This window comes from Aliikangiella marina (genome assembly GCF_007004765.1).
GTDB lineage: Bacteria > Pseudomonadota > Gammaproteobacteria > Enterobacterales > Kangiellaceae > Aliikangiella > Aliikangiella marina.
Map to the genome: position 1 here is coordinate 1 of NZ_VIKR01000003.1, position 20,790 is coordinate 20,790.

The following is a 20,790-nucleotide window of genomic DNA, read 5'->3' on the forward strand; positions in this document are numbered from 1 at the left end:
GACAAAGAGTACGAGCGAGTAACTGAAAATGGTCAGACAACGCACAAGGCTTATGTTGATGATATCGCAGTGGTGAGTCAGGCTGCTGGTTCAAGTTCTAAAACGACGACTTACTTCCATCGTGATCGTTTAGGTTCAATGATTGCGACGGTAAATAGTAGTGGTTATGTGATTAAAGGTCACAGCTATGACCCATTTGGTAAACCGCGCGACCAGCGAATGCGAGATAATGCTTATAGTCAGGTCAGTACTAACATACTTAGTGACACGCAAACCACTCGTGGGTTTACTGACCATGAGCATTTGGATGACGCGCAGCTGATTCATATGAATGGACGGGTTTATGATTATAACCTAGGCCGGTTTATGAGTGTGGATCCATTTATACAAGAGCCGGGAAATTCTCAAAGTATGAATCCGTACAGCTATGGAATGAATAACCCGCTAGCAGGCACGGACCCTAGTGGTTATATCTTTGAGATGTTTGCTCAACAAAGTTCTCATGATCCACATCTTTCATCCAGGGAGGAAAGTAGGCAGTCTGATATACGAGAAGCTTCAGTTGATGCGGCAGCAGAATTTATAGCACAAGCAGTTGTTATTTCTTTAGATACAGCCGATACACTATCTGACATTGGAAATCCAATTAAGGGGGGACTCAAAAAAGCTGCTGGAAACGAAGCTAAAGAAAAAGCATTGGACAAGGTTGGTGGAGCGGTAAAAGATAAAGTTAAGAAAGCCGTTAATAGTGGAAATCAAAAGTCGCAAGGAACTAGGCATAACACCAATAAACAACCATCCGAAATAGGCGTACAGAAAGAGGTGTCCCAGAAAAAAACAGGAGGTTGTAGCTTTATAGCTGGAACATTTATCGCTACACCGATTGGGTTTAGAGAGATTCAGGATCTTAAAGTTGGTGATTTAGTAAGAGCTAAAAACGACCAAACTGATGAAGTTAAAGATAAGAAAATCAATGCCGTTTTCGATGAGCTTCACAAGGAAGTGATTCAGTTAACAGTAAAATTATCTGACGGTAAAGCTGAAACAATTGTCACGACAGCTGAGCACCCATTTATGCTATATGATGGTAAATGGTTACCTGCGGGGGAGCTTGAGGTTGGAGTTTTTGTTGAGACTTTAGATGGTTTTAAAGCTGAGATTGTTGGGTTCGAGGTTACAAAAGAACAGCAAATTGCTTATAATTTTGAAGTTGATGAATTTCATACTTATGCTGTTGGCGAGAGCCAGGTTTGGGTTCACAATGAGTGTGGAAGCACGGCTAAAGAACGTTCAAAGGCAAAAAGGCGCGCTAGTAGGCAAGCCCAACGAAAGGCTGGTATCCCTACTTCTAAATCAGGTAAAAATTCGCAAAGCAAGAATGGAGTTAAGCAACCGCGCCATCAAATCAAAGAGGGAGCAGATGGTAAACCCGCTGGAGTTTTTGATGGTCGAGCAGATACGAATAACTCTGCTGAACATACGTCATATCATGTTGAAGCTGGTAAGATTAAGGAGAATGGACCAACTACTAATAAACATGGTGCACCCAGATTGAAGAATGGTAAGAGCAAAGTAGTGTATAAAGATGATATTAAAAAATAAGTTGAAGAAAGAAATGCTTTTGTTAAAGAGAGAGCGAACGGATAACTATAATTTTTTCCAAGAAAAATTTAAAAGCATGATTCCAGAGGATAGTTTTGAAATCCTTGATTGCGATTTAATGAATATTGTTTGGTTGAACTTGCTATCTTTGGGCATCGAAAGCAGAAAGAAAGCAGTAGAATTAGGAGCAGTTTCAAAAGAGATTACTGAGGAATTCCCTATTGCTTTAAAGCAAATTAGCTCCCTCATTCGAGACTCCAGGCTTGATCCTATTATCGTATTACCAGATAGTTGGCAAAGAACCGGTGGGTTTTCAATAAATTCACAGGAGCTAGCGAATTCGTTGGAGAGAATAATGTATATATACGATGATGACCTGATAGTTATATCAAATGACTTTAGTAATATACTTTACATAAGCGGTGATAGGTCAGGTGAAAAACTATATACTTTAGATGTTATTTGTTTTGGAGATAAATGGAACTCTAAACCAAACAATTAAAACAAGACAGTCTCAAATAAAATGAGACAGGCACTATTTGGTCAATCACTTACGTTGTTTTGAGTGATTGACTGGTTTTCTGTTCTACTGACCATATCCAGACCATCACCATATCCAGACAGTCACAATTTGACAACGACCGACATTGTTTTGAGCAACTAGCTCAGTATATCTATGGGTTAATAGTACGATTAATAGTAAATTCGATGATGCAACTGCTGAGATTAAAAATTTAGAACTTAGCCATGAATTTCGGGCATGGCTCTTTTTTCCAAAACGGAATAAAAGCCATATATAAATTAGTGTATCTATCCTGGAGGCAAATATAGGGAGCGAATATTTGAGATACCCTTTACCCAAGTTTGTTTGATTTTATTGGTATATTCTAATAATAAATGAATAGGGCCAATTGCTCGGTAATAATTTGACCGATAACACTTTAATTCATTTAGCCAACTATCTTTATTGAGATTTAGCCCTTCAAGAGTCGATGAAATATTGGCTGGTATTTTAGCTTTATCGGCGTGAACGATATATTTTCCGGTCCAGTCAACTAGCTCTATATAGTTCTTCAATGGAATAGTCATCGTTCGATTGCGCACTTTGCCGGCAATTGCAGCCACTGACTGGTTCAGTTTTTCCTGGCTAATACTTCTTAGCCGTTTGTGAATGCTGGTAAACTCACTATTTTCAAGGTTTGTAGTGATACCAGCTCTAACCGGATTTAAATCAACATAGGCCATGCATGCCAACGCTGCGGCTTCATCGAGTAATACTTGAGATTTAAACCGGGACTCCCAGAAGTGGCCCTTAACAAAATCTTCTTTATTGCTCCGTTTAGCGATGGGCTCATTAATACATCGCATTAGCCATGACAGCGAACCAAGGCGGATTCGGTATTCGGCAAGTTTAGAATGGTCTTCAATTAGTGCACGTAATTTCAACTCTCTTTGAAGGGCAAATTTAGGATCGTCAAGCTTACCCGGAAATAATCTCAGCCAACGTTCTGCTACCTCTTCATCCGTCCACTTCTGAGGGGCTAAAGGGTCAGAGTAAACCACCAAGTGATAGTGGTTATGCATTACCGCATAGCCATAAACTTCAATTGAAAAAATATCTGCTAGCTCAATGATTCGTTTCTCAATCCATTCTCGACGATGTTCATATGAATGCCCACTTTCCTCATCCACACCACACAAGAATGCACGACGAACGCACCGAGAAACTAAGTGATAGTAGCTTGCGTTTTCAGAGTCAATTAATTCACTGCGCTTAGTAGCCATATAACCTTCCTAGTCAATTCAAAAGATTATCATCGAATCCTTTTCACAGAAAAAGTGGGAATCAGTGATAGTTCGACTAAGACTATGGAGTTTATTGGTGTAAGTATTTGTCGATATTGTGACTGTCACTAATTGGGGAATGAGGCGATAGGGAGTTTAGTTCATGACTTTTGGCACATGTTGAATCGTTTTAGATTGATTAAACTTGCGGGTAGTCACTAATAAGGTATTCCCTATGCAAAACCGAAAAATCTGGCTAAGCGTTATTGTTATTCTCCTATTTCTAGCGACGAACCTCTTGGTCGATTATTTTAGGCCTGATTCTGGTCCATTCTGGTTCAGGTTTATGTTTCAATATTTTTGTTGGCTGCTTTGTATCGGCTTAGGGCTTCGCATCTGTGGAATTCGTCTCATAAAGTTTGCGACTGATATTGGACTCGTCGCGAAACCGCTATATTTCATATTGTGGTCCTTGTTGTTAAGCGCTCCAATGTTAATTGGATTTAGTCTCACTGCCAGTATCTCACCGTCATTAACTATTTCAGGATTTTTTACTTCTTCTGTTTTCCCAGGCTTTTTTGAAGAGATCTTTTATCGCGGGTTCTTGTTTTACTTATTATGGAAAAAGTTCAGTTGGAATTTTGTACTAGCAGCGCTAGCAAGTGCGCTAACCTTTGGACTCGGGCATTGGTATCAAGGGGGTGATTGGATTAGTGCGTTACAGATTGTATTGTTCACAGGGATTGGCGGGGTCTGGTTCGCCTGGTTGTTTAAAGAATGGAAATCAATCTGGCTGCCTATTGGTCTTCATATATTAATGAATGCCTACTGGTACATATGGGAAATATCCGACACTGCAGTGGGTAGCCAAACTGCAAATGTGATTCGCCTGGTGACGATAGTATTGAGTATCGGTGTCACTCTATGGCTTCGTTATAAAAAGCAACTTCCCGTTGCGGTAAAAGATTAAAATATGCCAATCGACAAATAACTGAGGGAAAGTTTGTGTTTGTGCGATGATTGTGTAAAAAAACGCCCCGAGAGGGTCGGGGCAAATGCCAATTAAAGTTGCTATTTTAGTTTTTAGAATTTCTTGCCGATTTTTAAAAATTTAAAAATTTAAAAATTAAAACGGAAATAATGTCGCCGCTTTATCATCCACATCTTGCTGCTCTTTGTTATCACCATATTGATCCCACATTTCCATTCTGCAGCTATTGTTTACGGTTACCAATGCATGCTCATATTGGGTAAAAACTTCGCCATCATTAAAGGTAACGGTTTCGATATATCGCATGCTAACCTGGTTTTCTGCGACATTGACCACGTGATCAAACTCTAGCTCAAAATCAATAAATAGAAACGCACCTAACCAAAAGAAATAGCCAGGACGATTGGTATCGGTGTCTAGTGTATTGTGGTATTTCGCAAAGTTCGATGCGTAACCCGATGCGGCACAAAAAGCATTTTCATTTTCGATACAATTCATAATCCGCATAACAGCAGCAGCAGGGTCATCACAGGCGGCTTGCGCTTTTGCAATCATGTTTGAGTTGATGAGAAGGATTACGCCAACCACCTGTAAGGTTTTAAATAGTTTGTTCATTAGTGTCTCCGAAATTTATTTGGGTGTTTTCTAGTGTCGTTATGGGTGAGGTATACTTTTATATACCTCACTCTATTAATCACTCAATTAATTAGCGGTATGCGAAGCTTGCAAATTAACCCCGCTGAAAGCGTCGTATGCGCGAACCATCACATACCAATCACCCGCTTGAGCATTGCCAATCGTAACCGTCTCGTTGTTACCGAATAGATAAGGACGATAGTCATAAGTCGAAGTGGTTGGTGGCGCTCCGAAGCGAACATAAATATCGGCATCTCCAGAACCACCTTCAATTGCAAAGCGAAGTTCTGCGGTTGCCGGCGGTACATTCTTCAGCACAAACATCAACTCTTCGCCGTCGGCTGCAGAAAGATTACTTTTTATTTCGCCGTTGACGATTTCTGTAATGCTACCGTCTTCCGAAACCGTGATGGTTTGTGAAACCTGATCGGTTGCGTCTTGGTCGTCAGTGACAGCCAAAGTGACGGTATAAGTTCCAGCTGAAACGTAGCTGTGAACCGGGTTTTGTTCGCTTGACTGAGCGCCATCTCCAAAGGTCCACAGTCGTGCGGTAATCGAACCATCACTATCGTTACTATTATCGGTAAACGATGCAGTTAATTCGTTAGACGCGACACTAAATGCAGCAATTGGTGCTTGATTGCCTTCCTCTTGGTAAGATGCATTTAAGGTCACCCCAGAAAAGCTGTTGTAGGCTCTTACCATGATATGCCACACTCCAGCATCCGGCGCTGCAATATTGACCGTTTCATTGTTACCGTTACGGTATGGCCGATAGTCCCATTCCGAGGTTGTAGGAACAGCACCGTAGCGAATATAGATATCTGCGTCGCCAGAACCGCCATTAATCGCAAAGCGTAAATCGCGTGCACCTGCGGCGACATTCATTTTGAAATACTCTGCGTTTCCACGAGATGCAGCCAAACCACTTATCTGTGAAGGATTATTTAAAAAGTCGTTATCAGAATTCACGTTGATCGTTTGGCTGAAAGAATCGCTTAGACCATCATTATCAGTCACTTGCAACGAAACAGTGTAACTTCCTGCTTGAAGATAAGTATGGCTGGGATTTGCTTCAGCAGAGCTTGCGCCATCACCAAAGTCCCATAGCCAGGCGGTTACCTCTCCATCGCTATCACTGCTGGTATCGGTGAAACTCACATTTAAAAAGTCTTGTGCGTAAGTAAAGCTTGCATTGGGTCCAACTGTACCGTCGTTAATCGTAATGTTTTTACTAATCGAGTCTTCATTCAGATCGTTATCGGTAACTGTTAAGCTAACGGTGTAGGTGCCTGCTGCGCTGAATGTATGGTTGGGGTTTTGCTGAGTTGATGATGAGCCGTCGCCAAAATCCCAAGCATAGCTAATGATTTGTCCATCGCTATCGCTGCTGTTATCTGAAAAGGTGACCGCAAGATCATTAACTAAATAATTAAAATCTGCGCTGGGTGGGAGCGTTACAATTGCTTTAATCAGTTCTCCATCATCGTCGGCAATCAATTGTTGGATAAGACTTCCCCCAGGGTAAAAGTCGGGGGTTTGAGTCCCATTAAACATATCCGTCGCCCAACCAGTAGTGAATGTTTTAACGTAGTTGGTATTTTTTACTTGGGGCGTACCGCAAATCCACGTCGGTAAGCCACCTGTTGAACTTCCTTCAACATCAAAGTGTTTGGAGTTATCCGTTAATTTAATACCAACGAAAGCATCCGTTAGGCTTCTTAGTGGCGTTAATGCATTATTGCTTGAATTACACGATCCCGAATTTGCTAAAATTGATAAAACGGGAATTCCTGCATCGACGACCGTCTGCAAAGGCGTTTGCATACCAGGGTTTGCATCAACTGGATCAAACAAGATCGCGCCTTTTAGTTGATCGAAGTTTCTTTCGACTAGTTGCCCACTCACATGACTGACAAAAAGCCCGCCCGCAGAATGCCCTGCAACAATCAATTGATTTGGCAAGGTGATACCATTGGGAGGTGTTGGCGGATTATCGATAATATCGTCGGCAACCTGCAATGCTAAGTTGCGGTTTCCGCCAGTCACACTGCTGTTGATCGTCAAAACGATAAAGCCGTTATCCATTAAGTGAGTTGCCATATCGTCTAGATGACCTTTGTTTCGTTGAAAGCCATGTTGCAGCAATATCCAACCCGCAGCTTGTCCATCAGGTAAGTACCAGGTCGCAGCACGATTACCACCGAGATCGAGGTTGGTATTAATCTTCTCGCCCGCATTTGCGGTGACAACCAGAAGCAGTTGTATACACAACACGCTTATGTATTTAAGAATTTTATTCATTGTTTTGGTCCCTTGAGTTGTATTCATTAATCGCTCACTACTTCAGCTTTTTATCGCATTTAGTAGATGGCGCTTTCTAGTTGTTTTAACTCAACAAGAAATGAAGCTAAAACTTAATTAAATGTTTGCGAAAAGGTTTGTCTGAAAGTTGCACAATGTTGTCCAAAAATTTCTTTCCCGCTGTTTTGACAGCTTACAGATGGAATTTTGGCTATTGTTTGTAAGAGCAACATATTTATAACGCGTGTGATCAAAATTGAACGACAACAAAAAAATATTCGTTAAACAAAAATGATCAAAAAAATAAATTTTATAACACCGTAACTGAGATTTTAGCGATAGTTTCTGCAATTTGTTGTTGACAAAAACCACACGGATTTATTATTAAATTGAGATAGTGGTTTGACCAGAAATGGAAAGTCATAGCAAACTGAAATGCGATATCGAGTCGGAGAAAATCAAAAATAAAGGACGATAAACTAACGAGACCAATAAAAGTCGATTCAAAATATTTCGTTGAATTAAAAATAACAACTCGACATTAAAACAGTCATAAAAAACATAATAAAGAGTCAAAAAAATATGAATGCACACAATCAGAAAAACAAGTACGCTGTTATTTTTATTTGTTGGCTTATCTTATGCGTTAATCAGACTACTGCACGAAATATAAATGAAGACGCTTCAGCCGCTAATGTCAATAAGCCTGCTGAGCACGAGCTGTTAAAAACAGATAGTTCTTATCATCATATTAGTTATCAGTATCGGGATAATTATTATGGCGAACCTTTAAAAGCAATCGAATATTTACAAAAAAAACGAGTTCATTTTGAGTATCCAACAGAGCAAGCCTATTTTACTGATCAGATTAAGCTCATTGAGTTGTTTTTTAAAACTGAGCAATATGCACAAGCAGAAAATATTCTGGGACCACTAGCAATAGAGTTTAAGAATAAACTGCAGTTTCATCCCAAACTTGCACTTGTCAAAGCGCATCTGATGTTACATAACCGGAACATCGATGATTTCTTAGAAACGTTACAGCCCTATGTGTCGGTTTATCAGAAAGCTGGTAACGAATCATTTAACGCTTGTTATTTGTTTTTATTAGGCGCTTATGAGATCAGAAAAAATCAGTTTTCAAATGCTTTTACCCATTTAACGAGTGGATTAGAAAATGCGAAGGGTCTTGGAATTACACATTTAGAAATTGAAATTAGAAATCAATTAGTTCAGCTTTTTTACTATACGCAACGATATGAAAAAGCACTTAACCTTAACGAAGAGATTATCGATATCGCGAGAGCCAACGATGATCGATATAGCGAAACATTAGCCCTTTCAAATAAAATGAATTTGTATTATAGCCGAGCTGTGTATTTAGCAAATTCAATGCCTGGCGAAGATGTTGCCAATAATCCTATTTACCGTTCGTATATTAAAAAAAGCCGGCAATTGCAAAAACAGGTTTACCAATTAGCGAAAGAAATTGGCGCCTACCGAACAATGATTAAGGCATTGATTCTCAAGCAAAGTCATAGCTTTGGCGATAATAACTTTCAGCAAGCGATTATTGCTGGGAAGGAGATTAGTGAAATCGCTAGGCAATTTGGTTTCGATTACGAAAATGCGGTTGCCTCAAATAATACGGCAATAGCTTATCGGGCTTTAGGTGAGTATGACAAGAGTATTCAGGCGTTGGCCGTTGCCGAGAAAAGCTACCTTGAAATGGATAACTTACAGTCTTTAACTTGGATCTATGATGATTATGCAAGAACCTATGAAGAATCAGGAAACTTTGAAAAAGCGCTAGCCTATTTTAAGAAATTCCATGATGCATCAATGAAGTTCTCACAAAAAACAAACAATGAAACATTATTAGAACTACAAGAGAAATATGCTGCCAATGAAAGATCACAAGAGATCCTTCGTCTGACTCAAAAGTCGGCATTAAACACACAACAATTAGAAACCGAAAAAATGGGCCGATGGTTATTATCAGTGATTTTGATGGCGGTTTTTCTAATAGCGCTAACACTTTTTCATAAAAGAAAACGATTAAAGCGCTTATTGAAAAATGAAGCAGCACTCAACCAAAAAATTACTGAAGCAAATGCCGCAAAGCAACGTTTTTTTGCCAATATTTCTCATGAGTTTAGAACGGCTCTCACCCTTTCTATCGGGCCGCTTAAAAAACTTATTGCCGAACCAAATTACTCAAAAAACCCCTTTATCGAGTCAGCCCTTGAAAATAATTTGCACATGATGACGCTGATTAATGAGGTGCTACATATTGAGAAAATTGGCGCAAAGACTCTTCCTATGCAAATTACTAAAATAAACCTCAGAATGGCGATTAATCATTGCTTAAATCGCTTTTTATTACAGTTTAAAGAAAAGCGGATAAATATTTGCCAGCATGGTTTTGACGAGTCGATTTATTTCTATTTTGACCCCTCTCACCTAGAAAAAATCGTCGCCAACATATTATCCAACGCGGCTAAATATTGCTTAGGCGATTGCACAATAGAACTCAGTGTTAAGGTAGAACAGGAGAGAATCAATTTAGAAATTTGTGATGATGGTCCGGGAATCGATGAAGCTGAATTGCCTCATATTTTCGAGCGTTTCTATCAAGGTAAATCCTCATCGGATCAAACTTTACCAGGAACCGGTATCGGATTGTCGATGGTTAAGGAGCTGGTAGAATTACATCAAGGTTCGGTAAAGATGTGTAGTCAAGTCGGTAAGGGTTGCTGTGTCACCATTAGTTTTAAAAGAGGAAAGTCACACTATCCTCAACAATTAATCGTTGATGCAAGAAGTCAACACGAGACCACTCCACGGATTGCTGCGAATGACCGAAAGCTACCAATACCACAGAATTTAAAACGGCACCCGACGCCGCTTAGTCGTAACGCAGGTCATACCAATGAACTGCTCGATAATCAACATCGAAAAGTTATTTTGGTCGTCGATGACAACCCGCAAATTCGCTTGCTGATCAAAAGTATTTTGCAACCAGAATTTCACGTAGTCGAGGCAGATAATGGTAAGCAGGGCTTAGAGTTGGCAGAGACTATTCAGCCAGACTTGTTAATTACTGATGTGATGATGCCTCTGATGAATGGATTCCAATTGACTGAACACCTTCGAGAGCATCCACAGTTATCCCATCTATCGATTATTTTGTTAACCGCTTTATCTGAAACCGAGCAGCGGGTCCATGGTTTAGTCTTAGGCGCTGACGACTACATTACCAAGCCGTTTGACAATGAAGAGCTTAAGGCGAGAGTTAAAGGCCATCTAGCACAAAAACAAAGGCTCTCGAAATTATTATTAAAAAAATACCAAAGTGGGTTGGAAAAGCAGCAGCTTAGTCAAACCTTTGAGGGACAGGATTCAAAGCGAAGTAAACAGTTAGAAAAACTGATTGCGAAAAATTTAAGTCAGTGCGAATTTGATGTTGAGCAAATGTATACTGCAATGAATATGACGCGCAGTTCATTGTATCGTTATACGCAAAAGCATTATGGTTGTTCACCTAAGCATCTGCTAAAAGTTCGCCGATTAGAAATTGCCTATCAGATGTTAACCGATTTACAGGGGACTATTAGTGAAGTGGCTTATGCCGTTGGCTATCAAAGTTTATCTGCATTCAGTCGTGCTTTTCGCGAGCATTTTAACCATCCGCCAACTCAGGTAAAGCAACAGTATTCAAACGAGCCTAAAGTGGAAGTTTAGCGCTGGGCGGAGGAATAAAAAAGCCTCTTTAAAAAGAGGCTTTTAGGGACGTTGAGTTATTCAACGCTAGATATCATTAACGCTCAAAGGTTGAATCGAACGCAATGTTATCAGGTGTTTTAAAGACCAAGAATTAAACGCTCAGGTTCTTCTAACAACTCTTTGATTTTGACCAAGAAGCCGACCGCTTCTTTACCATCGATCAAACGGTGGTCATAGGATAACGCTAAGTACATCATTGGTAGGATGACGACTTCGCCATCAACAGCCATTGGACGATCTTGGATTTTGTGCATACCTAAAATCGCAGTTTGTGGCGGGTTGACAATCGGCGTAGACATCAATGAACCAAAAACGCCGCCGTTTGAAACAGTGAATGTGCCGCCAGTCATGTCATCAATTGATAATTTACCGTCGCGAGCTTTTACACCGTACTCGCGGATGCCACCTTCGATTTGCGCTAAGCTCATGTCATCAACGTTACGCAGTACCGGAACGACTAATCCGCGAGGTGATGAAACAGCAACACCAACATCTTGGTAACTGTGATAAACAATATCATTACCATCGATTGACGCGTTAACCGCTGGGAACGCTTTGAGTGCTTCAACCGCTGCGCGGACGAAGAAAGACATAAATCCTAACCGTACATCATGTTTCTTTTCGAAATCGTCTTTATATTTAGAACGCAGTTGCATAACCGGTTTCATGTTTACTTCATTGAACGTCGTTAACATCGCCATATTTTGCTGAGCTTCAACCAAGCGATTAGCAATTTTTGCGCGCAATCGAGTCATCGGCTCGCGACGTTCGACTCTTTCACCCTGAGCCGCCGCAGGAGCCGGAGCTGCACTTGGTGTTGCTTTTTGGTTAGAGCGGTTTTCAATAAAAGCTTGGACGTCTTCTTTGAGGATACGGCCGTTTTTACCGGTCCCTTGAATTAAGTCAGCATTGATACCATATTCGTTGACCATTTTACGGACAGCTGGGCTAAGTACAGAATTACTGGAATCGTCGCTGGCGGCTTCTGTGGCTGGAACTTCTGCTGCTGGTGCTTCGGCAGGTGCAGCTGCTGCACTAGCGCCGGCTTCAAAGTTTCCAATAACTTCTTCGCTCAATACCGTTTCACCTTCGTCTTTAACAATAGTGCTAAGCACGCCGTCTTCAGGCGCGACGACTTCAATAACGACTTTGTCGGTTTCAATATCAACTATCAGTTCATCACGTGAGAAAGCTTCCCCGGGTTTTTTGTGCCAGGTAGCGATGGTGCCGTCGGCGACGGATTCTGGAAACGTTGGAGCCTTTATTTCGGTAGCCATATTTGTTCCTTTGTTTTGCAAATATAAATTTTTAAATTTGTTAATTAATTGTTAGTTTTTCAATTAGCCTTTAATGGCTTCATCGAGAAATTCGTTAAGTTGTTTCATATGAAGCGCCATGTAACCTGCTGCGGGAGCCGCAGATGCTTCACGACCGACAAAATCAACGTAGAGATCAGGATTATGATTACTCACGACTTCTCTCAAATGATGATGAGAGCTATACCAAGCACCTTGGTTTTTGGGTTCTTCTTGACACCAAACCGCTGACTTTAAGTTTTTGTACTGAGCAATTGCTTCACCCATTTCCTCTGTTGGGAAAGGATACAATTGCTCGATTCTGACGATAGCAATATGGTTGGCTTTTTCTTCCCGTCGCTTTTCGATCAAATCATAGTAGACACGACCTGAGCACATAATGAGCTTGGTCACTTTCTTTGGATCAAGATCTTCTGTTTCCGGAATCACATTTTTGAAGCTTCCGGTTGCAAGTTCTTCCATGGTGGAGATCGCTTCTTTGTGTCGTAATAAACTTTTCGGTGACATAACGACCAGTGGACGACGTAATGGTCGAATAATCTGACGGCGCAATAAATGGAAAATTTGTGCTGGCGTTGTCGGTACGCAAACTTGAATATTATGTTCAGCACACAGCTGCAGGAATCTCTCAAGTCGTGCAGATGAGTGTTCGGGACCTTGACCTTCATATCCATGAGGTAACAACATAGTTAGTCCACATAGACGTCCCCACTTGTGCTCTCCGGATGTGACGAACTGATCAATGATCATTTGTGCGCCGTTGGCGAAGTCACCGAACTGAGCTTCCCAGATAACTAACCGGGCCGGGTTGGTAGTCGCATAGCCATATTCAAAGCCGAGTACTGCGAGCTCTGATAAGAATGAGTCATAGATGGTGAAATCTTTTTCAACCCCTTCAAGATGTTGTAACGGGATGTAGGTCTCACCCGTTTTTTGGTCATGAAGCTGCGCATGGCGATGCGAGAAAGTACCCCGTCCAACGTCTTGTCCGGTAATTCGAACCGCGTTATTTTGTTTGAGGATACTGGCATAAGCTAAGGTTTCGGCAAATCCCCAATTGACTGGTAGCTCACCCTTTGCCATTAACAAGCGATCATCAATCACTTTTTTCACTTGGCGTTGCAAGCTGAAACCCTCAGGCACTTGGCAAAACTCTTCGGCAAGTTTAACGAGCGCTTTTTGGTCATAGGTAGTATCGGCTTGAATTGTCCAGTCGTGTCCTAAGTAAGGGGACCAATCGAAGTAGAGCGCGGTATCTGGATTTTCAACTAGCGTTTTTACGACCGCATTACCGGCATCCAAATGTTCTCGATAGTTATCGACCATTTTGGTTGACTCAGCTTTATCTAACTGAGACTCGGTGACTAATTGCTCAGTGTATTGCGACAACACGCTGGGAAGGCGCTTGATTACCCCATACATGAGTGGTTGAGTGCCAAACGGTTCATCGGCTTCATTGTGACCGCGGCGACGGTAACACACTAAATCGATAACAACATCTTTGTTAAACTGATTTCGGTAATCGGCCGCTAGCTGACTGACAAAGTAAACGGCTTCAGGGTCGTCGCCATTAACGTGAAGAATCGGCGCTTCCACGACTTTTGCCACATCAGTACAGTATTCTGTAGAGCGCGCATCTTCTTTCTTGTTCGTAGTGAAGCCTACTTGGTTGTTGATGATGATATGAATCGTACCACCCGTTTTATAGGCGCGGGTTTGTGACATTTGAAGCGTTTCCATGACCACACCTTGGCCAGAAAATGCTGCATCACCGTGAATGATAATCGGTACAACCGTGTCGTGACTGGTGTCGCGGCGTTTGTCCTGTCTTGCACGAACCGAGCCTTGGACCACTGGGGCGACGATTTCAAGATGGCTGGGATTGAACGCCAAGGATAAATGCACTTCCCCGCCAGGTGTCATCACGTTTGATGAAAATCCTTGGTGGTATTTTACATCACCTGATCCCATTGCGTATTCTGCTTTACCTTCAAACTCATCGATGAGTTCGCTGGTTTTTTTACCTAATGTATTTATCAGGACATTTAAGCGGCCCCGATGAGCCATGCCGATGACGATCTCCTTGGCTTTATAGATACCCGCTTTTTGGATGAGTTGGTCGATTGCGGGGATCAAGCTTTCACCGCCCTCCAGACCAAATCGTTTGGTTCCTGGGTATTTCGCACCAAGGTATTTTTCGAGCCCTTCTGCAGCCGTTAATCGGTCGAGGATGTGTAACTTAGTTTCTTTGTCGTAAGCTGGCTTCGATTGCACAGCTTCCAGTCTTTCTTGGAACCACTGTTTTTCTTCGCTGTTAACAATGTGCATAAACTCGGCGCCGATCGAGGTGCAATAAGTTTTACGCAAATTAGCGACTATCTCTCTCAGTTGCGCTTTTTCTTTGCCGAAATAGAGCGTGTGAGTTTGGAATTCTGTGCCGAGGTCTGCATCGGACAAACCGTGGAAATTGAGTTTTAAATCGGTGACTTGCTCTCGCTCCATTAAGCCAAGCGGGTCAAGTTTTGCTTCTTGATGGCCGCGGCTTCGGTAAGATTCGATCAGTTTCAGGACGGCGATTTGTTTGGTTTCATGCTCAAAAGAAACCGTGCCACTTTTCTTTTGGTTGTTGGCTAACTGATAAAAGTGCGCTCGAATGGCTGCGTGGGATACATCGCTGGTACCCGGACCGGTCTCATCAGCCATTGATTTGAAGTAGTCCTGCCACTCTGTGGGCACCGATTCGTGGTCATCTAAATACTGCTCAAAAAGCTCTTCAACATAAGCGGCGCTGCCACCAGAAATATGACTGGTTTTATGCATCCGTTCGATGTATTTCTCTTGCATTGTTTGTCTCGGGTCGGTTTCGTTTTAAAAGCCTGTTTATGGCGTTTTTAGCGGTTTTGAAAGTGATTCTGTGTCAATTACTAATAAGTAGTTGTTCTCTAATAACAATTGTAGATAGCATTTGATAAAATGCTCGAAAATTGCATGAAAATACGCCAAATATTGTTATAAAAAGGGTATATTTTAGAAAATTAGTTCGTTTTTACTCTCAGTTCTCAGAATATCGTCAATAATTGCCTACAGAATTAAGTGTTTAGGTGTTTTGAAACGCTTTCTTCCACGCGCGCGGATCGTATCTTTTTCGCATCATTTCGTCTAGGTTTTAATCGCTAAATCGTATAAAAAATTGAATTATTTTTGGGCACTACTCGGACACAAAAAAGCCGCACAAAATAGGCGGCTTTTCAGAGTGATTATTGAACCTTACTTTTTAGGGTTGAAGTGTCTATCGAGATAGTAATCGACGCTAAAAAACTTGCCGCCACCGCTAAAAAAGAGTGCGAGTAACATCACAAAATAGGTGACACCGAATTCAATCCCATTGTTACCGGAAATAATACTGCCTTTCTCGGTCAGCCACTCATAATTGCCGTGCTCTCTTAAAATATCTTTTGCACGATCGAGTCGCTCGAGTGCAGCCTCTGCATTGGCGTTTGCTCCCCAGCTTTGCAAGTCATGGATTGCTTGCCAGCCGTTTTCCCAGTGTACCGTAAAAATGGCGACCAGCATGGTTATCATCAGCGGAATACTTATCCAGCGGACTGCCAGCCCGATCGCCAATAAAACCGCTCCGATGACTTCGGTACCAGCAGCAAGCGCCGCCATTAATGTTGGTAATGGTAGTCCAAGCCCCCATTCATCGTTGCCGAACCAAGCGACAACATCTTCAAAGCCATTGACTTTGTTCATGCCTGCAACAAAAAATACTGGCATTAAAAAAAGTCTTAGGGCGAGGGGACCGAGCCCTGCGAGGATATCGGTCTTATTGAAAATGGCATTGTGTAACCGATAGTAACTTTCAACTAAGTTCATCTTATTTTCTCTCTATTTATAATTACTGTATAAGTCAATCAACTAGATAAGAGATGACTCAACCGAGAATTTGTTTCACTCAGCGACCTAAAGCAGGATTATTATTTGCCATACCAGCGTTCGATTGCCAGCTTATCCAGTACAGAGAGTTCAAATCGGGCGTGAATTTTCTTGCTGATGTTTTTTCCTTGGGCGATTTCCATTGGATAATTCATAATGGAGTACTCATCATAAATAGTTGAGTTTGTTGAATATTTTGAAAGAACTTGGTTGATTTCACGACATTTAGTTCTGGCCTGCTGTTCACTGTAGTCAAGTTTTATCATGCCCGGGTAGCAAGCACTAATTTGTTGTTCAATTGGTGCGTTGCCATAAGGCCAGTCTGGATTGCGAAATTCGTGCTCGAAGCCCAGCGCGTGCCCGAACTCGTGAAGTATCCAACGTTTAGCGAAGTTTTCGGGCAAATCTTCTTCATTCAATTTGGCGAGTTGTAAGGTCGGCTGTTGCGAGGAAAAGTCGCCATGATTGCCAAGAACTGATCCGGTCGTGCCTTTAAAACTGACTCTGATATGGGTTTCTGTGGGAGCCGATTTGAAATCATTATAAAAGTGAAAAGACAGGCTCGAGTTTTCCAGCCATAGCGGGGCGATCTTTTTCACAAGTTTTTTTTGTTGTGGCGTGCCATCCAAGAAAACAACGACAAGTTGACTGTGCTTAGGCCACATTTTGTCCTTCGCTAAAACCGCTGCACCAGTTTGCTGGCAATAAAAAGCAGTGCTCAACCCGACTATAAACGCTATCAATTTCAGTTGTTGATGTTTTAAGAGCATGAGGCCTTGTATGAGTTCAGTCGATTAAACCGGTCTTTCGAATTGGTTAGACGAGCTACTATACCTTAAATCGCCGAGCCTTGGGTTTAATTAAACTGAATGGGAGTAAAGTTGAGGGTCTCCGGGTTTAGCTGGTATCCATTTATCAATTAACTTGGTTCATCATGGAGTTCGACAATATTCGAGTAAATTGCCAGTTAGGCTCACAATTAATGTACAAGCTAACGAGCAATCTTATAAAATAGCGCCAAAATCAGATCTTGGGGTCAGTTTAAGCGGTAACCCCAATGAAACCACCAAGTGAGACATGCTATATGAAGTCACCAATTATTGCTCCATCAATATTATCCGCCGATTTTGCTCGTCTCGGCGAAGAAGTTGCTAATGTCTTGGAGGCTGGCGCTGATTGGGTGCATTTTGATGTGATGGATAATCACTATGTCCCTAATTTAACCATTGGGCCGATGGTTTGTCAGGCGTTGCGCGATTACGGTATCACTGCGCCAATTGATGTTCATCTGATGGTAAAGCCGGTCGATCGAATCATTCCAGATTTTGCCAAGGCTGGCGCAAGCATTATAACGTTTCACCCTGAAGCAAGTGAGCATGTCGATCGCAGTTTGCAGTTGATTCGAGATTCTGGCTGTCAGGCTGGGTTAGTCCTCAACCCTGCGACACCTATCCATTGCCTAGAGCACGTAATGGATAAGCTTGACGTAATTTTGTTGATGTCTGTCAACCCAGGGTTTGGTGGACAATCCTTTATTCCACAAACGCTGACCAAGCTACAGCAAGTTCGTCAATTGATTGATCAGAGTGGTTATGATATCCGCTTGGAAGTCGACGGTGGGGTTAAAAAAGACAATATCGGAGAGATAGCGGCAGCCGGTGCCGATGCATTTGTTGCTGGTTCGGCGATCTTCAACCAAGCCGATTATGCCGAGGTGATCAAAACCATGCGCAACAATATCATTGCGGCAACCGGCGCATAAAGACGCTAATTAGGCGGAGTTGAGCGATATGACAAGTTCTTCGCCAAAGCGGATTTTAATGCTTGATAATTATGATTCGTTTACTTTTAACCTGGTTCACTATTTACAGCAACTTGAAATAGAAGTGGTCGTTAGACGCAATGACGAGGTCTCTATCAGCGAGATTGAAGCCATTTCGCCAAGCCATATTGTGATTTCACCAGGCCCCTGTGATCCGGATAAAGCTGGCATCTCACTGAAAGTCATTGAGCACTTCCATCAGGTATTACCGATTTTGGGTGTTTGTTTGGGACATCAGGCGATCGGTCAAGTATTTGGCGGCCAGGTGGTTAAGGCCGAACGCGTGATGCACGGTAAAACTTCTCCCATTTATCATGCTAATCAGGGAGTCTTTGTCGGATTGCCTCAAGGCTTTGCGGCAACTCGATATCACTCGCTGGTTATCGATAAAGCTAATTTTCCTGACTGTTTGACCGTAACGGCGTGGACCCAAAAAACGAACGGTGATGTGAGCCATATCATGGGAATAAAGCACAAGGACTTCCCCATCGAAGGTGTTCAGTTTCATCCTGAATCAGTGCTATCAGAGCACGGTATGACCCTCTTAAAACGGTTTCTAAGTATCAAATAATGCCACGCTGAGTGGTTTCAGATACGCCTTTATTGACAACATTCGAGTTCCGCGCGGCTTCTCGTTAGTCTGCTTTTAATTAATAAAGGAGATAAAGATGAAATTTTACTTAAAACTTGTTTCGCTGGTATTGCTCACTTTGATGATGTCAGGCTGTTTGCATCAGTCTCGCTCTGGTGTCACCAGTAGCCTTTTAGATTTCCTTTACCCAGAGGGCAAAGTCGTCGATCATTCACAAGATGCGATCCCACATTTACGGTTACCTTTGCGCGTGGGACTGGCATTTGTTCCTGAAGATAATCCCCAGTCGTCTTCTTCCTTGACCGCGGTCGAGAAATCAAACTTATTGAAAAATGTGGCGGCTTCTTTTGAGGCTCGAGAGTATGTCGATCAAATTGAAGTGATTCCAGAGCTCTATTTGAAACAAGGCAAAGGATTTACCGCACTCTCGCAAATTGCCAAATTATATGCGCTCGATGTCGTCGCGTTAGTGTCTTACGATCATGTTGAAATGAGAGAGGAAAATGCTTTGGCATTGTCTTACTGGACGATAGTAGGCGCTTACTTATTGCCGGGTGAAACCTCGGATTTGCAGACTTTCGTGGATACTGCTGTATTTGATGTGGAAAGTAGACAGTTGTTATTTCGAGCACCGGGCATCGGTAAAGCCGACGCGATTCACAGCTTTGCGGGTGCTGAAAGAACTATCGCGAAAGCAAGAAACCTCTCGTTTTCGAGAGCCGTGACTCAAATGACTCAAAATCTTGATGCTGAATTGGCAAGCTTTAAAGACAAGGTCAAAACGCAAAAAGCGGCTACGGTAAGTTATCGCCCAGGTTACAGCGGTGGCGGGTCTGCGTCGATTTATGGACTGATTTTATTGATGTTTTTACTGCGTTTTGCTGCGGTAGGTCGAGGTGATGGGAAAAGTTAGACAAAATTTTTTCAATTGATTGATAGCGACTAAACTTATGGCAAACTGAAGCGAGTAGTGATCTAGTTATGTCTAATTTGCGTAATAGATTTGTATAACTTACTAACAGTTTCAGAACGGGGTTTTCTAATGATTAAAGTCGGGATCAGTCAATGTCTTCTGGGTGCGAATGTTCGCTATGATGGTGGGCACAAACAAAATCGATTTTGTCGTCACGAGTTATCAAAAATCTTTAAGTTCGTGCCGCTCTGTCCAGAGGTGGGGATCGGTTTACCGACACCACGAAAAACGATTCGGTTAGTTGGTGATATTGCCTCGCCAAGAGCGGTATTTAGCGATGATTCTAGTCAAGACTTTACCGCGCCATTGCAAGATTTCGCCGACCAAAATGTCGCGAAATTGAAGCAAATGAGTGGCTACGTGTTTTGCAAGGCCTCGCCGAGTTGTGGCGTTGAGCGGGTCAAAGTGTATAGTGAGAAAGGCGGCGCTGAGCGCAAAGGTATGGGCGTGTTTGCTGCTCGCGTGAAAGAACTGTGCCCATTATTACCGATAGAAGAAGATGGTCGCTTAAACGACCCGTTATTGCGCGACAGTTTTATCAAGAGAGTTTATGTGTACCATGAGTGGCAGAGTATGCTCGAAGGTGGGCTAACCAAGAAACGTTTGTACGAGTTTCATGCGCGTCACAAATTAACCTTATTGGCCCATAGCCAACCGATTTATCGAGAGCTAGGTCCTTTGGTCGCCAGTATTAACCAACAAAATCTTGTGGAGGTTGCTGAGCAATATATCGAGAAATTAATGCAAGGTCTTAAGAAAACAGCCACCCGGTCTAACAACACAAATGTGTTAATGCATTTGCAAGGCTATCTGAAAGATAAATTAGAATCTGAAGATCGACGTGAACTGGCTAACTGCATCTTGGAGTATCGTAAAGGCATATTGCCGATCTTATCGCCTTTGACGTTATTGAAGCATCACTTCAATCACCATCCAAATGAATATATTGCAAAGCAATCATACTTAAACCCTTATCCAAAAGAGTTAGCGATTCAAGTTGCCATGCATTAATGAGTGGTCAGTTTGATAACTGTGAAGCGGCTTTAA

General features: G+C 42.1%; 15 protein-coding genes. 8 read left to right on the forward strand and 7 right to left on the reverse strand.

Features of this window, described 5'->3' with window-relative positions:
• Both FLL45_RS22775 and FLL45_RS11905 read left to right on the forward strand, forming a co-directional pair.
• The coding region (locus tag FLL45_RS22775; protein ID WP_281282207.1) for a polymorphic toxin-type HINT domain-containing protein at positions 1-1,602 on the forward strand (1,602 nt) is incomplete at its 5' end.
• Positions 1,586-2,104, forward strand: a complete 519-nt coding sequence (locus tag FLL45_RS11905; protein ID WP_142942279.1) for a hypothetical protein — start codon at positions 1,586-1,588, stop codon at positions 2,102-2,104. The genes FLL45_RS22775 and FLL45_RS11905, both read left to right, overlap by 17 nt.
• Positions 2,105-2,412: 308 nt before the next feature.
• On the opposite strand, the gene FLL45_RS11910 is transcribed toward FLL45_RS11905, so the two are convergent.
• A complete protein-coding gene (locus FLL45_RS11910; RefSeq protein ID WP_142942280.1) occupies positions 2,413-3,387 on the reverse strand; it encodes a transposase in 975 nt (324 codons plus the stop codon).
• 235 nt (positions 3,388-3,622) lie between these two features.
• Between FLL45_RS11910 and FLL45_RS11915 the strand changes: the two genes are divergently transcribed.
• A complete protein-coding gene (locus FLL45_RS11915; RefSeq protein WP_142942281.1) occupies positions 3,623-4,357 on the forward strand; it encodes a CPBP family intramembrane glutamic endopeptidase in 735 nt (244 codons plus the stop codon).
• A gap of 156 nt (positions 4,358-4,513) precedes the next feature.
• On the opposite strand, the gene FLL45_RS11920 is transcribed toward FLL45_RS11915, so the two are convergent.
• Positions 4,514-4,993, reverse strand: coding sequence for a hypothetical protein (locus FLL45_RS11920; RefSeq protein WP_142942282.1), 480 nt, complete (start codon positions 4,991-4,993; stop codon positions 4,514-4,516).
• Between the two features lie 87 nt (positions 4,994-5,080).
• The gene (locus FLL45_RS23010; protein WP_246075821.1) at positions 5,081-7,318 is read right to left on the reverse strand and encodes a PKD domain-containing protein; all 2,238 of its coding nucleotides are present in this window, start codon (positions 7,316-7,318) and stop codon (positions 5,081-5,083) included.
• A 582-nt stretch (positions 7,319-7,900) separates the two neighbouring features.
• Here FLL45_RS23010 and FLL45_RS11930 point away from each other — a divergent pair.
• On the forward strand, positions 7,901-11,062 hold the full coding sequence (locus FLL45_RS11930; protein WP_142942284.1) for a response regulator: 3,162 nt from the start codon (positions 7,901-7,903) through the stop codon (positions 11,060-11,062).
• Positions 11,063-11,181: 119 nt separating this feature from the next.
• Here FLL45_RS11930 and odhB read toward each other — a convergent pair whose 3' ends face one another.
• From odhB to FLL45_RS11950, 4 genes are all read right to left on the reverse strand, one after another.
• Positions 11,182-12,381 (reverse strand): 2-oxoglutarate dehydrogenase complex dihydrolipoyllysine-residue succinyltransferase, encoded by a 1,200-nt coding sequence (odhB, locus tag FLL45_RS11935; protein WP_142942285.1) that lies wholly within the window; start codon positions 12,379-12,381, stop codon positions 11,182-11,184.
• A 63-nt stretch (positions 12,382-12,444) separates the two neighbouring features.
• The gene (locus tag FLL45_RS11940) at positions 12,445-15,264 is read right to left on the reverse strand and encodes a 2-oxoglutarate dehydrogenase E1 component (RefSeq protein ID WP_142942286.1); all 2,820 of its coding nucleotides are present in this window, start codon (positions 15,262-15,264) and stop codon (positions 12,445-12,447) included.
• 423 nt (positions 15,265-15,687) lie between these two features.
• Positions 15,688-16,296: an HvfX family Cu-binding RiPP maturation protein gene (locus FLL45_RS11945; protein ID WP_142942287.1), complete on the reverse strand. Its 609-nt coding sequence runs from the start codon at positions 16,294-16,296 to the stop codon at positions 15,688-15,690.
• Positions 16,297-16,397: 101 nt separating this feature from the next.
• Positions 16,398-17,078 carry a zinc metalloprotease gene (locus tag FLL45_RS11950; RefSeq protein WP_142942288.1) on the reverse strand — a complete coding sequence of 227 codons (681 nt, stop codon included), beginning with the start codon at positions 17,076-17,078 and terminating at the stop codon, positions 16,398-16,400.
• Positions 17,079-17,440: 362 nt separating this feature from the next.
• Between FLL45_RS11950 and rpe the strand changes: the two genes are divergently transcribed.
• From rpe to FLL45_RS11970, 4 genes are all read left to right on the forward strand, one after another.
• Entirely contained in the window at positions 17,441-18,118 is a 678-nt protein-coding gene (gene rpe, locus FLL45_RS11955) for a ribulose-phosphate 3-epimerase (RefSeq protein WP_142942289.1), read from the forward strand.
• Between the two features lie 28 nt (positions 18,119-18,146).
• Complete coding sequence (locus FLL45_RS11960; protein WP_246075822.1) at positions 18,147-18,749, forward strand: anthranilate synthase component II; 603 nt, start codon at positions 18,147-18,149, stop codon at positions 18,747-18,749.
• Between the two features lie 97 nt (positions 18,750-18,846).
• Complete coding sequence (gene rhlP / locus FLL45_RS11965) at positions 18,847-19,683, forward strand: rhombotarget lipoprotein (protein ID WP_142942290.1); 837 nt, start codon at positions 18,847-18,849, stop codon at positions 19,681-19,683.
• 129 nt (positions 19,684-19,812) lie between these two features.
• Positions 19,813-20,754, forward strand: coding sequence for a YbgA family protein (locus FLL45_RS11970; RefSeq protein WP_142942291.1), 942 nt, complete (start codon positions 19,813-19,815; stop codon positions 20,752-20,754).
• Positions 20,755-20,790: the final 36 nt, after the last annotated feature.